Source organism: Salinisphaera sp. LB1, from assembly GCF_003177035.1.
GTDB lineage: Bacteria > Pseudomonadota > Gammaproteobacteria > Nevskiales > Salinisphaeraceae > Salinisphaera.
Genome location: NZ_CP029488.1, coordinates 2,895,564 through 2,910,189 on the forward strand (window position 1 = coordinate 2,895,564; position 14,626 = coordinate 2,910,189).

The 14,626-nt window shown below is 59.3% G+C and carries 15 protein-coding genes and 1 pseudogene; 1 reads left to right on the forward strand and 15 read right to left on the reverse strand.

The features are described 5' to 3' along the window. Positions 1 to 189 precede the first annotated feature (189 nt). The 12 genes and pseudogenes from SALB1_RS12995 to SALB1_RS13035 form a co-directional block, all read right to left on the reverse strand. Positions 190 to 660 (reverse strand): annotated as a pseudogene (locus SALB1_RS12995) (histone deacetylase family protein); the annotation flags it as partial. A gap of 206 nt (positions 661 to 866) precedes the next feature. Continuing rightward, positions 867 to 1,154, reverse strand: coding sequence for a type IV pilin protein (locus SALB1_RS13000; RefSeq protein ID WP_109995430.1), 288 nt, complete (start codon positions 1,152 to 1,154; stop codon positions 867 to 869). A 137-nt stretch (positions 1,155 to 1,291) separates the two neighbouring features. Next, complete coding sequence (locus SALB1_RS13005) at positions 1,292 to 1,831, reverse strand: DinB family protein (protein WP_109994252.1); 540 nt, start codon at positions 1,829 to 1,831, stop codon at positions 1,292 to 1,294. 128 nt (positions 1,832 to 1,959) lie between these two features. After that, positions 1,960 to 2,436, reverse strand: coding sequence for an OsmC family protein (locus SALB1_RS19975; RefSeq protein WP_109994253.1), 477 nt, complete (start codon positions 2,434 to 2,436; stop codon positions 1,960 to 1,962). A gap of 126 nt (positions 2,437 to 2,562) precedes the next feature. Then, complete coding sequence (locus SALB1_RS18805; protein ID WP_145961324.1) at positions 2,563 to 3,141, reverse strand: hypothetical protein; 579 nt, start codon at positions 3,139 to 3,141, stop codon at positions 2,563 to 2,565. A gap of 39 nt (positions 3,142 to 3,180) precedes the next feature. Then, a complete protein-coding gene (locus tag SALB1_RS18810) occupies positions 3,181 to 3,753 on the reverse strand; it encodes a hypothetical protein (RefSeq protein WP_145961325.1) in 573 nt (190 codons plus the stop codon). Positions 3,754 to 3,839: 86 nt separating this feature from the next. After that, the gene (locus SALB1_RS13015) at positions 3,840 to 4,664 is read right to left on the reverse strand and encodes a hypothetical protein (RefSeq protein WP_109994254.1); all 825 of its coding nucleotides are present in this window, start codon (positions 4,662 to 4,664) and stop codon (positions 3,840 to 3,842) included. A 77-nt stretch (positions 4,665 to 4,741) separates the two neighbouring features. Next, positions 4,742 to 5,188, reverse strand: a complete 447-nt coding sequence (locus SALB1_RS18815) for a hypothetical protein (RefSeq protein ID WP_145961326.1) — start codon at positions 5,186 to 5,188, stop codon at positions 4,742 to 4,744. Positions 5,189 to 5,271: 83 nt separating this feature from the next. After that, on the reverse strand, positions 5,272 to 5,499 hold the full coding sequence (locus SALB1_RS13020; protein ID WP_109994255.1) for a hypothetical protein: 228 nt from the start codon (positions 5,497 to 5,499) through the stop codon (positions 5,272 to 5,274). 209 nt (positions 5,500 to 5,708) lie between these two features. Further along, positions 5,709 to 6,728, reverse strand: a complete 1,020-nt coding sequence (locus SALB1_RS13025) for a histone deacetylase family protein (protein ID WP_109994256.1) — start codon at positions 6,726 to 6,728, stop codon at positions 5,709 to 5,711. Between the two features lie 974 nt (positions 6,729 to 7,702). Continuing rightward, a complete protein-coding gene (locus tag SALB1_RS13030) occupies positions 7,703 to 9,157 on the reverse strand; it encodes an NAD-dependent succinate-semialdehyde dehydrogenase (RefSeq protein ID WP_109994257.1) in 1,455 nt (484 codons plus the stop codon). A gap of 112 nt (positions 9,158 to 9,269) precedes the next feature. After that, positions 9,270 to 10,286 carry a D-2-hydroxyacid dehydrogenase gene (locus tag SALB1_RS13035; RefSeq protein ID WP_109994258.1) on the reverse strand — a complete coding sequence of 339 codons (1,017 nt, stop codon included), beginning with the start codon at positions 10,284 to 10,286 and terminating at the stop codon, positions 9,270 to 9,272. 187 nt (positions 10,287 to 10,473) lie between these two features. On the opposite strand from SALB1_RS13035, the gene SALB1_RS13040 reads away from it, so the two are divergent. Then, complete coding sequence (locus SALB1_RS13040) at positions 10,474 to 11,718, forward strand: pyridoxal phosphate-dependent aminotransferase (RefSeq protein WP_109994259.1); 1,245 nt, start codon at positions 10,474 to 10,476, stop codon at positions 11,716 to 11,718. Between the two features lie 81 nt (positions 11,719 to 11,799). On the opposite strand, the gene SALB1_RS13045 is transcribed toward SALB1_RS13040, so the two are convergent. From SALB1_RS13045 to SALB1_RS13055, 3 genes are read right to left on the reverse strand one after another with little or no spacing between them, the layout of a single operon-like run. Beyond that, positions 11,800 to 12,627, reverse strand: a complete 828-nt coding sequence (locus SALB1_RS13045) for a hypothetical protein (protein WP_109994260.1) — start codon at positions 12,625 to 12,627, stop codon at positions 11,800 to 11,802. A gap of 32 nt (positions 12,628 to 12,659) precedes the next feature. After that, positions 12,660 to 13,721 carry a cyclopropane-fatty-acyl-phospholipid synthase family protein gene (locus SALB1_RS13050; RefSeq protein ID WP_199678800.1) on the reverse strand — a complete coding sequence of 354 codons (1,062 nt, stop codon included), beginning with the start codon at positions 13,719 to 13,721 and terminating at the stop codon, positions 12,660 to 12,662. A 41-nt stretch (positions 13,722 to 13,762) separates the two neighbouring features. Next, a complete protein-coding gene (locus SALB1_RS13055) occupies positions 13,763 to 14,542 on the reverse strand; it encodes a DUF1295 domain-containing protein (RefSeq protein ID WP_109994261.1) in 780 nt (259 codons plus the stop codon). Between the last annotated feature and the right edge of the window lie 84 nt (positions 14,543 to 14,626).

Genomic DNA, 14,626 nt, shown 5'->3' on the forward strand with positions numbered 1-14,626 from the left:
AGCCGCTGTCGGACCGTACCCGCCGGGGTTGGAGCCGGGATTCCGGCGGTTGCCCGCCCGCCCGGAAATCCGCGAGCGCGGCGTGGCGCTCGCGATGATGCGGGCGGTTCAGCCGTTATGGCCGGACAGCCGGGGCGGGCTGGAACGCCGCGTCCTGACGGTGGCCCCGGCGCGAACGACGCGGCGGGTTTATCGGCCCTTCAGCAGCCCGGTAAAGAAACGCGTTGCGTTGACCTGCAGATGGTCGACGTCGTATCCGCCTTCCTGGATCACATAAATTGGTTTGCCGGTCGCCGCCAGCAGCGCGCCCATCTTTTGGAAGCCCTCGGAAGTCACCGATACCTTGGCTTGCGGGTCTTCGTAGTAGGTGTCGAAGCCGAGGGCGAGGACGATCGCGTCGGCTTCGAACAGCCGGATGGCGGTCAGGGCTTGGTCGAATTTTTCGAAGAAGAAGCGCTCGCCTGAACCGTGGGACACGGACAAGTTGAGGTTGAAGCCGCAGCTGCAGACGGCGCCGCGTTCTTCTTCGTAGCCCCTGACCACGGAATAGAAGTGGGTCGGGTTGCCGTTGATCGAGACATAGAGCACATCGTCTCGCTCCCGGAAGGTTTCCTGCACGCCCTGGCCGTGGTGCATGTCGGGATCGAGCACGGCGACCTTATCGGAGGTTTCGCGATTATTGTGGTCTGTCGGTACGCAATAACAGCAAGCAGCCTACGGTTGAAGCGCCGTCCGGGCAGTCGTCGGGAAAACTGTGGTCTGACCTTGAGGGTTGACAATGCGCCGTTGCACAGCGTGTGTCCGACATACGCTACGGGGCTCGGCAGTGATGCGCTTATCGCTCTGGCGGCCGCCGTTACGAAAGCTCAAGCTGATTGGTCAGCAACCGTGCTCGAACTACGGGTGCGAACGCCAAGCAGCAATACCGATGGCTGCCCTCGGTATTTGCTGTGAGCGACATAATGAGGCGGCATCGGTTGCGTGGTTTCCAGCATTGTGGCCTTGGCGTGCGAATTTTGGGCGCTGCCAACATAGGACACATAGAACTTGTAGGCGACTACAGCGAGGATCGCCGCAATGACCAGCACAATCATGAGCTCGATCAAGGTAAAGCCGAGATTTCTGTTTTTTGACCCAACTGAATGTTTGTTCATCATTAAAACGATTTCTGCCGGAGATGGATGACAACGTGTTGGATAATATAATAAAAAACGATCGGTTGGGTCTCGTCCCTACGGCCGTGGGGCGGCAGCGAAAGCCGGCGCAAGCCGACTGCGCTCCATCCCGGATGTCAGTCGAAACCGTAGTCTGGCCCGGGTTGTTTCGAAACTACCGCGTTCAGCTCGGGCAGCCATGGGATATCGGTGATACCCGGTTCAAAGCCTAATTGCTTGATTAGCGCGGTTATTTGACCTCTATGATGTGTCTGATGGTTGAAAAAATGAGTAACCAATATCCAAGCGGGTAATATTCTTGCTTTTCCATCAACTTGACTAACGTACTCGAAAGGCTCTCTCAGCCATTCAGGTTGAAGGCTTTTCGACCAAGTCAGTATTTCTTGGTCCGTTTCCTCTCTGACGCTTCTTAGTTGTTCGTAATCGGCAAACAGCTCTTTACCAATAGTTACGTCTATTTGCTGACCGCTAAACCTCGCCAACCAAGCTTTATCACCGTAAAGCAGGTGGTTCAAGGTTCCGTGGATGGATTTGAAGAACGCACCTAAGTCCCTTTTCCGATCAGTGTCGGGTATCTCGGCACATACAGCATAGAGCTTTTCGTTCATCCAACGATTGTATTGTGCCATTAACTGGTAATGATCCCCTTCGTACATAACTAAACCTTCTTATAGCGTCCAACGCCGAAGCTCAGTTGCCGCCGGAGCAGGCGAAGCCTGCGGAGGGAACCCACAGCGCGGCAGCGCTTTGGACGGTCAACTGCAGCGATCTGTTAGGCCACCAATTAGCCGCAGCGAATCTCGGGCTCACACCTAACCTCAAAATTTACCGAATTGGCAATAAAGCAGAATGAATGTGCTTTTTTATGTAGGGACCTTGCTAGCTCGCTATCGTCTCCTCCGCCGATGTTAACGATTGGCTTGAGCGTGACTTTTTCGAAATGACCACTGCCGTTTTCGGTCTCAACCATTCGACCTTCGGCGTTGTCTATGTAATTCGACACCGTAATTCCGGCGTCTGCGCACAGATGTAGATACCAAAGCATATGGCACGCCGATAGCGAGCCTAGCAAGAGCTCCTCCGGGTTATAGCGCGACGAATTCCCAAGAAACGCGGGGTCCGCCGATCCACCTATTATCGGTTTGTCACCGCATCTTATTTCATGGTCGCGCGAGAAGGCGCGATAGTTCTTTGTACCTTCGCCCAAATCCCCGGTCCAGACAACGGTAGCGGAATAATCATGCTCACCTTTCCTCGGCATCGATATACCTCCTGCAGATCAAGTGATTCGCCGAACGCCGAAGCTTAGTTGCCGCCGGAGCAGGCGAGGCCTGCGGAGGGAACCCGCAGCGCGGCAGCGCTTCGGGCGGTCAACTGCAGAGCTTCGTTACGTGTTTGGAAGACGGCTGCCATTCTCATCAGCCTCAACTAGCGCGTCCCTAATTCGAATTATTTCTGTCGTAATTGGCGTCATATTGTGATCTTCATTGAGAAGTCTGAATTCACCCGTATCTGTAAAAAACGCTCGAAACAAGTGGCCAGGCACGCCGTCTTCGATAGGTTTCGGTCCTACATATTCAGGGATCACGACACCAACAATGCCATTACTTAAATAACGATCTAACCTCTCATCGAAGTGTTCAATTGAGTTTCTGAGATCTCGAGAGTACGTCGGATTACTTTCATCAATTGCCAAAGCTTGACGTAATTGGGCGCCGCGATCTTGGTGACCGCTTCGAACCGGCCAGAAGTAGCGCGAAAGCGCCGCGGCATGAACAATAATGTTCTGCATATCGTTTAAGATGCCCCGAGTGATATCTCGGTCAACACCATTCTCGAACGAATCGTTTGGAATATTTTCGAAAGCGTGAGAACTTCGCACAATCGAAAGAAAAGCCGACTGAGCGTTGAACAACATTCCGTGGATGTAAAACGCCTCGTAGGCCGGCTCAATCGTATCTGCCATCACGCCCTCGCCTAAACTCTAGCTACATAACGCCGATGCTCAGGCGCCGCCTGTAAGGCGGTCGCCTGCAGCAACTTGTTCGGTCTCATTTGTCCGAACGCTGCCTTCGTAGATTTCCCAGTGATACAGAATTGTGGCAAGCACTCCACCAAGAATGACCCGGTGACCCCGCTCCATGTCATCAAAGTGTTCATGGCCATAACGCATAGCGGTATAGATTCGGCCCGACGCCGCCAACAACAGTGTCCTTCTACCGTCAGCTGCGAAGCCACCTTGCTCAAGCGCCGCCAGGTAATCGGAAGGCGTTAAACGGCTGCCCGCTTCGCTAAGCCAGCTACCGCCCTTCTTTCGGATATTCCAATTCGAATTTTTTTGGACATGTTCAGCCAGAACATCTTCTATGTCGTGGTACACGAGGGGCGGGCTTATGGTCGCTAATCGGTCAACCAAATGGTTTAGAGGCCACGCAAAACTATCCGGCTCATCTAGGTAACGACCTGTTTCCGGATCTATTTGGAGTTCCCAATTACTGCGAATAAATGACAGAGGACGGAGAATTTCATACTCCAAGTAAGCGCTGGGCTTAAAAAACTCTATAACCGATCTGTCCATGTGTTGGCACGCAGTCTACCGAACGCCGAAGCTCAGTTGCCGGCCGAAGCGCGGCAGCGCTTTGGACGGTCAACTGCAGCGATTCGTTATGTTCGCTCATACCGAGCATAAGAAACCTGTTGGTCAATGTTTGCGATGAATGCTCCGGCCAACTTCGCCAGCTCCAAAACCTCCTCTTTGCTAGTGTTGATTTTGTCCTTTTGCGTCGTATAGCCGTTCCGATGGACGCAGTCGTGACGCTTGCTAACCGCCTGGTAGAGCCATTTATGATCGCCAAACTCAATGCCCAATACGTTAGCGTATAAATTGTTTACCTTCGCAATGTTGTGGTAAATGATCGCACTTAGGTGCTTCGCAACGGTAAAGCGTAGCTTGTCATATTGAGTGAAAATATCAGCCAGCGAGAATTTCATTTTAGAGAGCTCAGGATCGGTTTCGACTAAACGACGCAAGTTGGCGTCCGAGTTCATCACTTCATGAATCAGTACTGACGATAGGTAGGTTTCGATTAGCGTCACCGCTTGGACATGCAGAAGATTAAATAACGTCCGATGGGCAGAATCGGGCGCGGACAGTTCTGCTAGAAGGACGATTTGCCTCATCTCCAATTCAAAGTCATCACACTGGTCAGTCGATGCGATGATTTCTGATATTTCATTGTCGTCTGGATATTGTGCTACGTCGAAGGTTACCTGGACTGCCCCTTCTATCTCGACATCAACATCAAAATAGGTGTTACGTACGCAAACATCGAAGTCTTTAGTGCAAGCATCGCAGAAGGCCGAATCCCACTGTTCTTGTGTACTGTCAGAATGGCGCTCTGCCATGAGATTAGGAGGCGGCACTGGCGAGACCAGTACAACTTGTGCTCCACATGGACAAGTAAACTCTATGTGCGCTTCAGCATTCATCGGCGTCACTTTTGCTGAGAGACATAAGGCCCAAGCTCAGTTGTCGCCACGCAGTGGCGATCAACTGCAGCGATTCGTTAGGTTCCACCTTCAAGCGTACCTATGCCTCTTAGGATACCCTCCAAGCCGGACGCGGCATCAATCTGGTTATATGAGTTATCAATCGAGTTTCCATTGCCACCATACGTTGCGCCGAGGCAGTTGTGCAGCTGGCAAAGTTTCTTAGCTCGATCGTACGTGTCTGGGTAAAGGTCTCTATTCTTTTCAAGAAACGCCAGCGCCGCTTGAGCAAAACCTACTTCGGAATAGCTTCTTCTATTTCCCACAAGGGTGGACGCGGCACGCTCAACGTCATGCACTCGTTGGGTCTGCTGCCAATACCAAATAGTGAGGCCGGCAAGTACCGTGATCGCCGCTCCATAAATTCCGTGGAGTAGTCGCTGGTTTCGTGTCTGCAGAGGCAGGGCTACGCCAATAATCGACGCCACCGACCCAATTATCCCGAGAACTGCGATTAAGCTCATGTAATTGACCTAACGCCGAAGCTCAGTTGCCGCCCGAAGCGCGCCAGCGCTTTGGGCGGTCAACTGCAGCGATTTGTTGGGTATCAACGCTCTTTCCTCGCGTATCTTCTGCCCACGTTGCGTTTAATGAAGGAATTAAGGCCTTCTCCGGCCCGAGCTAATTGCTTCATTGTTTCAACATCGCTTAGACCAGTGCTAGTCGCGGTATAAAGGTAGATAGCGCCGTCGGAAAATTGCACTCTAATGAAATCAGCGCCAATTTCATAGCCAACGACACCCGAGTCGTTATCGATATCTGCGTATCGTTCCATGTACTTCTCTCTTTTTCAGATTTATCCAACGCCAAGTATACGGCCGAAAGTAGGGATAGCGCTTATCCCGCACTTCGCATATCAGGACATGCCGGCGCGTAAAATCAGTAGCTTGTGTACAATTCGTCATGCTATGTCGCCCGAGCGTTCATACAACTACGAAAACGCCCGATTCTCGGTTTGAGCCACTTCGAACGCATTGCATTGGTTCAACGTAACGAGTCAGTCAGCAGACCGCTGAAGAAGTGCGTGGCGTTGATCTCGAGGTGATCGACGTCGTAACCACCTTCCTGAATCACGCAGATGGGCTTGCCGGTTTCGGCCAGTAGTTTGCCCATCTTCTGGAAGCCTTCGGAGGTGACGGACACCTTGGCCTGCGGGTCTTCGTAGTAGGTATCGAAGCCCAGGGCCACGACGATGACGTCGGCCTCGAACAGGCGGATGGCGGTGAGGGCTTGGTCGAATTTTTCGAAGAAGAAGCTCTCGCTGGAACCGTGCGGCATGGGCAGGTTGAGGTTGAAGCCGTAGCCGCGGCCGGCGCCGCGTTCTTCTTCGTAGCCGCTGACGACGGGATAGAAGTTGGTGGGATCGCCGTGGATGGAGACGTAGAGCACGTCGCCGCGTTCCCAGAAGATTTCCTGCACGCCCTGGCCGTGGTGCATGTCGGGATCGAGCACGGCGACCTTGTCGTAGGTTTCGCGCAGGTAATTGGCGGCGATGGCGGCGTTGTTGAGGAAGCAGAAGCCGCCGGCGGCGTCCGGGCGGGCGTGGTGGCCCGGCGGGCGGCAGACGGCGTAGGCGGCTTTCTGGCCGGCGGCGATATCGTCGGCGGCGGATAGGGCGCACTGGGCGCTGGTGTAGGCGGCTTTCCAGGTATTCGGCCCGATGGGCGAGCTGCCGTCGGCGATATAGAAGGCGGTTTCGGCGAGGATGCCTTTCATCGGATTGCCTTCGCGCACGTAGATGTTGGACATCACTTCCTCGCCCCAGTCTTCCGGCCAGCGGCGGTGGGCGGATTCCAGATAGCGCAGATAGCCCATGTCGTGCACGGCCGAGATCGGGTTCATGCCGTGGTCGCGCGGTGTGTCGAGCTCGACGTCCAGGCCTTTCAGCGCGGCCAGCAGGGGCGGAATACGCGCCGGCACTTCCTGCGGCGAGCGCATGGCGCCGCGGGTGAGGTAGCTCTTGGGGTGGTGCTGGTTCTGGGTTTCGTCGAAGTAGGCTTTCACTGGGCTGGTCCGTTGCCGAGGTGGATGGGCGGCCGTGCTCGGTTGGCCGCTGAATGAAGCGTCTGTCGGCAACATACGCTTTGGGTGTTTGGGGCTGCAATGGGGTGGTTGGGCCCGCGGTTTAATTGCGTGGCGAAACACTGAGTCGTGGGCGTTTCGACGGTTCGGATGTTGCCTTGATGACGGGCTTAGGATTCGGGTTCGCGCTGTTGGTGTGCTGTAGCCCTGGCTTGGTTATCGGCGGGGCGGCTCGGTGGGGCGTTTTGGTTCAGGTCGCGGGGTGGGGGAGAGTTTGGTTTCGCGCTGCAGCGCGAGTCACTTTCGTTTGCTTGTCCAAACGAAAGTAACCAAAGGAAAGGACACCCTGTCTTGCGCCGATGCTTCGCATCGGTGCCCTGCGCGGCTCCGGCCGAAAGCGGACGGCCGGAAACTCGCCGCGCTGCGTGCGACTCAAACATCCGGCCGTCTTTTTCGCTTTCGGCCTCCACTGCTCGGCGCTGCGCCCAAGGGCACCCGAATACAGACACGGCGCGCGAGGTCTGGGTGTGGGTGTCTGTATTGTTTCCCGTCTGAGACGACGGAGACGCGCAGCGGCGACGGGTGTCCGGCGCACTGCGCCGGTGCGGCCAGCCTGTTTGAGCGTCGCCAAAGCGACGCGAGTTCTGGCCGCATCCTGTCGTCGCGAGCATCGGAGTGCACCGGCGCAGCCGGCGCCGAGGCGGGTGTCTTTTCCTTTGGTTACTTTCGTTTGGACAAGCAAACGAAAGGGAGTCGTACATCAGTGCGAAACCCCAAGCCGGATGCATTCGGAATAGCTGATGCAGTACGCCTTAGAGGCGCAGCCTCCGGGGAATCACAACGCTTTTTCCAATCGAGCGTAGTAAACCCAACCAGACAATCCCGAAAACAGACACAAAAAAGGCGGCCCGAAGGCCGCCTCTCGATACGCTTGAACGCGAAGAGCGTCGCAGCGATCAGTCGGCGCTGGGCACCGTCTGCAGCTCCACGTACTCCATCAGGCCATCGTGACCGCCTTCACGGCCGACGCCCGACTGCAGCATGCCGCCGAACGGCGCGTGCGCCGCCGGGCCGGTGCCGGTGTTGTGGCCGCAGTGGCCGAAGTGCAGGTTGGCGATGATCTTGTGGGCGCGCTTTTCGTCCTTGCCGAAGACGTAGGAGGCCAGGCCGAACTCGGTCTGGTTGCCGAGCTTGAGTGCTTCTTCGTCGGTGTCGAATTTGATCAGCGGAACCAGCGGGCCGAAGGTTTCGTCGGTGCAGCACTTCATGTCGTGCGTGACCTGGGTGATTACCGTCGGCGAGTAGAACAGGCTCTTGTCGGAGTCCAGTTCGTCCGGGTTCTTGCCCACTTCCAGCTTGGCGCCCTTGGCCAGCGCGTCTTGGACGTGATCCTTGACCTTGTCGAAGCCGGCGGCGTTGATCAGCGGGCCGACGTCCACGTCTTCGTCCATGCCGTCGCCGACCTTGAGCGCCTTGACGCGGTCGATGACCATCTTGGAGAACTCGTCGTAGACCGACGATTGCACGTAGATGCGGTTGGCGCACACGCAGGTCTGGCCGCCGCCGCGGAACTTGTTGGCGATGAGGTGATCGGCCGCCGATTCCAGGTCGGCGTCGTCGAGCACGATGAACGGCGCGTTGCCGCCGAGTTCCAGCCCCAGTTTCTTGACCCAGTCCTTGGACTGTTCAATCAGCAACTGGCCGACGCCAGTGGAGCCGGTGAACGAGATCATGGGCACGTCGGGCGAGCTCATCAGTTCGCCGCCGATGTCCTTGGAGCTGCCCATCACCAGGTTGACCATGCCGCGGGGCAGGTCGAGCCGTTCGTGCATAAGCTGGAACATGGCGATCATGGTCAGCGGGGTTTCGGTGGCCGGCTTGGTCACTGTCGGGCAGCCTGCCGCGATCGCCGGGGCGATCTTCTTGGCGATCATGCCGATCGGGAAGTTCCAGGGCGTGATCAGCCCGGCCACGCCGATTGAGCGCTTGTGGACCGTCCAGGTGCAGTTCTTGGCTTTTTCGGGCAGGACTTCCGGCGCCAGGGCCTCTTCCATCATGCCGGCGTGGTAGTCGAAGAAGCTGGCGGCGTATTCGACTTCGCCCTGGGCTTCCTTCCACGGCTTGCCATGCTCCAGGCACAGAATGCGGCCGATTTCTTCCTTTTCGGCGATCAGCGCGTCGCGCATGTCCTCGAGCCATTCGCGGCGCGTGGCCACGTCCGGCACGTTCGGCAGGGCGTCCTTGGCCGCGGCGATGGCGCGCTTGGTTTCTTCGGCAGCCATGTACGGCACGTCGGCAAGACGTTTGCCGTTGGCTGGGTTGAGCACCTCGGCGGTTTTTTTCGAGTCGGCCTCGACCCACTGGCCGTCGATGTAACCCGCGACATGTTTGAGCAGATACGATTCGATCATTTGCAGTCCTTTGCTTGGTCAGGGGTCGGCGATCAGCCCGCCGCATTCTTTCGTGCCTCGAAGATCGGGGACGCACGGCCCGTTTTCAATCGTTTTCAGTCGTCGGCGCGCGTCAACTGCGGCCCGGGGCGTAACCATGGCGCTTACTCACCTGATTGAACAGCGACTCGCCCGCACGCCAGCGCTCGAGATTGTCCAGGAACTGATCCATCAGCGCGTCGCGCCAGCCGATGAAATCACCCGCCATGTGCGCGGAAATGAGGACGTTGTCCATATCCCACAGCGGATGGTCGGCGGGCAGGGGTTCGGTCTCGAATACGTCGAGCGCGGCGCCGGCGATTTCGCCAGCCACGAGTGCGGCGACCAGGTCTTCGGTGACCACGATCGGGCCCCGGCCGATGTTGATGAAACGCGCATGATGCGCCATCGCGGCGAAGCGCGGCGCATCGAACAGGCCTTCGGTGGATTCGGTCAACGGCGCGGCGACCACGACATAATCGGCATCGGGCAGCAGGGCATCGAGATCGTCCTGGGCGTGGATCTGGTCGAACACCTCGTTGCCGTCCTTCGCGCGCCGTGCCACACCGGACACTTGCATGCCGGCGGCCCGGCAGAGGCGACCGATGCTGTGGCCGATCGAGCCGGCGCCGACCACCAGCACGCGTTTTTTCTCGATGGTTTCGGTATCGCGATGCACCCAGCGGTGCTGCTGTTGGTAGCGCAGGTTGTTCGCACTGTCCTTGGCGAACATCAGAATCTGGGTGAGCACGTATTCGGCGATGTTGCGATCGAAGATGCCCTGGGCATTGGTGACCGGGATTTCGGACGCCACCAGCGCATCGAACATGAGCTGGTCGACGCCGGCGCTGGTGGCGTGGATCCATTCCAGGCAGTCGGCGGCATCCCAGGCGGCTTCGAGCGCGTCGGTACGGAAATCGGTGACCACCAGAATACGGCTGCCGGGCAGGGCGGCACGCAGGCTGGCCTCATCGTGCGCGAGGGCCACGTCCGCGTGTTCGCGCAGGCGCTCGACGCCGGGCGGGCCGTCGGGCGCGTCGCTCAATACCGTGATGCGCAGGGCGGCGTGATCACGCGCGCCGCGGCTCGATTCCGCCCGGTTGTCTGCCATGTTGTGATCGCCGCGAGCGACGCGGATTCGGTGAATAATCGAGCCACGGTACCCAGCGCCCGGAGTAGGCGTCAACACGGGTTGTCGCTCGCGGCGAAAACACCGCTTGACCGGGGCTGTGGGGGTGCCTACGCTCGAATCGATATCCCCCGGGAATGTCCCTGGTAGTCGCCACCAAGAGGTTGTCATGGCTGTGAATCTGGAATCCAGCGAGCAGGTTCTGCCGCCGGAACCCGGCAAGCGTTATGTCCGCGATCGGATGGTCTGGAATCCGGCCATGCACGCGATCCCGATTTCGGGCATCCGGCGCATGGTCAACCGGGCCGCGGAGCTGGACGACGTGGTGCATTTGTCGATCGGCCAGCCGGACTTTCCGACCCCGCAGCACATCATCGACGCGCATATCCATGCGCTGCAGAACGGCCAGACCGGTTACACCATGGATGCGGGCCTGCCGGAGCTGCTCACGGCGTTGAAGGAGTACTACAACGCCAAGTACCGCAGCACGCTCGACGAGGACAACTTCCTGGTCACCACGGGGGCGACGGAAGGCATCTATCTGATGATCACCGCCATGGCGGCGCCCGGGCGCGAGTTCATCATCGCCGACCCGACGTTTTTGCTGTACGCACCGCTGATCCGCATGAACGGCGGCCAGGTGCGCACGGTGCCGACCAAGGCCAGCGAAGGCCATCAGATCGATCCCCAGCGGATCATCGACATGATCGGGCCGAACACGCACGCCATCATCCTCAATTCGCCGTCGAACCCGACCGGCACGGTCTATCCGCGCGAGACCATCGAGTGGTTGTGCCAGGAAGCGGCCTACCGCGGCGTGGAGATCCTCTCGGACGAGGTGTACGACAACCTCATTCTCGACGATATCGACTACCCGAGTGTGCTGTCCTGCGCGATCGATCTCGACGGCGTGGCCGTGGTCTCGAGTTTCTCCAAGACCTACGCCATGCCCGGGCTGCGCGTGGGCTGGATCGTGGCCGACCAGAACACCATTCGCACGCTGCGCCGTTATCACATGTTCACGACCACGGTGGCGAGTACGCCGGCACAGTGGGCGGGTGTGGCCGCGCTCTACGGCGACCAGTCCTGCATTACGGAAATGGTCACCGAATACGCGCGTCGTCGCGACCGCGTGGTCGATCTGGTGAGCGACATGCCCGGCCTGACCGGCTACTGGCCACAGGGCGCGTTCTATATCGCGCCGTCGCTGCCGGCCGGTGTGGATGCGGGCAAGCTCGCGATGCGCATGCTGGAGGAAACCGGCGTCTGCGTGATTCCGGGCGATGCCTTCGGCGAAGGCTCGTCCAATCTGCTGCGCATTTCCTACTCCACTTCCATGGACAAGATCGAGGAAGCGTTCGCGCGCATGCGACCCTGGCTGGAACGCCAGCCGGAGTTCGCGCGCTACGGCTGACGCGGCCCGCCATCGCGTGTTACGAAAAAGCCGTCCGGTTTCTCCGGGCGGCTTTTTTTTCTTGGGCGCCCGGCTGACGACTCAGGAGGCGCTGGCGGCCGTCGACCCGCAACGCGCGGCCGGCGCGCCGTGCGCCTTTGCCACCGCCGGCATCTGCCTGTCGTAGCTCACGCGCACCGGATAAACCTTGCCCTGGTCGTTGTGCATATTGCCGATGCCGCGGTATTCCAGCAGGCGCTCGGTCCTGGGATCGTAGGTCAGCTTGAGCGAGGGCACGAAATTGCCGATCAGGAACATGTTCAACTCGACCTTGAAGTTAACCGCCGGCCGTCCCTCGAAGGTGGTGTTGCCGGTCTTGTAGGCCTTGAGGTCGAGCACCGACTGGCGCCCGGCGACCACGAACTTGAAGGTGAACGTCTGGCCGCTGTTCAGGTCGTCGAAGTGCTGCTTCACCAGCGGATTGAATCCGGAATCGGCGGCCATCGGTTCGTCGATGGTGAACGCCTTGGTCTGGGTCTTTGCATCGGCTGTTTCGCGCTTGAACATCGTCCAGCGGCCATTGTGGTGCCGGATGCCTTCCGCGTAGCCGGATTTTGGCATCACCATGCGATAGGTGGGCACGGTCGGGTTGGCCGAGAAATCCATGTGTTTCCTGGCGATGACCTGACCGTGCATGCCGATATAGGTCACGTTCCATGTCGTGATCCGGCCGTGGCTGCGTCTGACTTCATGGTGCTCGGTGTAACGGTAGTCGCCGCCCTTGCGGGTGTAGGCGTAGCCGTTGAAGCAGGTCAGGCCGTTGTCGTTGACCTTGCTTGCGTCGGGTTGCGCCAGCGCCGGCGCTGCCATCGCCCAGGTCATGGTGGCGGCCAGCAAGGCGCTCGAAGTCAGATAAAGCGATCGGCGCATGGGGCGCTCCTTGGTTGTTATCCGCGCATCGCTTACGTACGCACGTCGTCCAGCGCCCGACGCGGCGTGAACAGATAATGACCAACGCCCCATTCGTTGCCACCGCGATAACCGAACAATTCCGCCACGGCCATGAAGAACATGCGCCAGCGGTTGAACCAGCGTTCGGCATCGGCGTCGCCATAGGTTTCGCGCATCACGGCCATGATCGAATCGCGGTTGGCATCCATGCGGGCCAACCAGGCATTGGCGGTATCGCGATAATGCGCGCCGGACAACCACCAGCTGTCGCGCAACAGCAAGTCCTGCTGGAAATGGGCGAACAGGTGCTCGCTCGGCATGACGCCGCCCGTGAAGAAGTAACGCGCCATCCAGTCGCTGGCCGAGTCGTCGGTGAAACGATAGGCCAGATGCTTGTGCGCGAAGACATGCACGAACAGGCGGCCGTGATCGTCCAGCCAGCGCGCACAGCGGGCGAACAGCGCGCGGTAGTTGCGCATGTGTTCGAACATCTCGATCGACACGATCCGGTCGAACACCTGTTCGCCCGGGTCGAAGTGATTGATGTCGCAGGTTTCGACCACGAGATTGTCGAGCCCGCGCTCGGCGGCGCGCGCCGCGATCCATTCGCGCTGGGTGTTCGAGTTGGACACCGCGCGAACGCTGGCATGGGGAAAACGCCGCGCCGCCCAGAGCGAGAACGAGCCCCAGCCACAGCCGAGATCGAGGATGCGATGACCATCGCGCACTCGCGCCCGGTCGGCGGTCAGCGCCAGCATGGCGTGTTCGGCCGTATCGAGATCGTCGATACCGGGCTCGAACAGGCAACCGCTGTATTTCAGATGCGTGCCCAGCACCTGTTCGAAAAACGCAGGCGGCAGTTCGTAGTGCTGGGCATTCGCGTCGGCGGTGTGCTGGGCGATCGGCCCCGAGTTCGCGCGCTCCAGAAAAGCGCGCATGGCCGCGTGGCGCTTGTCGGCGTTCTTCGCTTCCGGTGTCGCCAGTCGCTGGCCGATCAGGCGGCGCATGCCGGCGCGGGCGATGAAATCCGGGACGAGCCCGCGTTCGCAGGCCTCAATGGGCAGACTATCCAATCGCTCGGCTCCTTGTCGCTTGGCGTGTTGGCGGGTGGATTCTATTGCCTGGGCGGCCAGGGGATGAACGCGTTCGTGGTGCGCAGGTACTCATCGTGGCCTTCACGCTTTTGTGATGCATCCCGGCCCTCGACCGTCGGGATGCCCGAGATCTTGAGCAGCAGGACCGCCATCAGCACCGGCCCGATCCACGTCGCCCACCACCAGCCGGCGCCGATCGCCAGTACCACATAGCTCACCCAGTGCAGGGATTCGAAGAAATAATTCGGGTGACGCGAGTAGTACCACAGGCCCTCGCGGCAGACCTTGCCCCGGTTTTCGGGCTTGCTCTTGAAGGCCTTGAGCTGGGCGTCGGCCGTGCCTTCGCCAACCACCGACACGAACCACACGATGACGGCCAGCGCGCCGGTGACAACCGACGGGCCAGCGTCCATGTAGGCGATGACGAGCAGGGGAATCGACAACACGGCCGCGATCACGGCCTGCAGCAGGAAAAACCCGAGCATGTAGAGATCGGCCCGGGTGCCCCAGGATTCGCGTGCCGCGGTATAGCGCGAATCCTCCGGCTGCCCTTTCATGCGAGCCGCGAGATAACCGGCCAGCCGGAACGACCAGGTGATGGCGAGCACGGCCATGAGCAGGCGGGCGGCGACCGGCGCGTCGCCGGCCAGTGCGTATTCCAGCGCGATCACGCCGAGCGTGGCCGACCAGACCACGTCCACCAGGCCGGCGTTGCGGGTGAACAACTGAATGAGCCAGACGATGACGAGCAGTGCGACGGCGGTCAGCAGACCGGTACCGAAGACGGCGAGGGCGGACATGGGCGTCCTTGTATCGGTGAGTGAACAAGCTTAACAGGTGGCTATACGGCCGACGGCGGCCGGAGGATTCAATCCGGCGCCGCC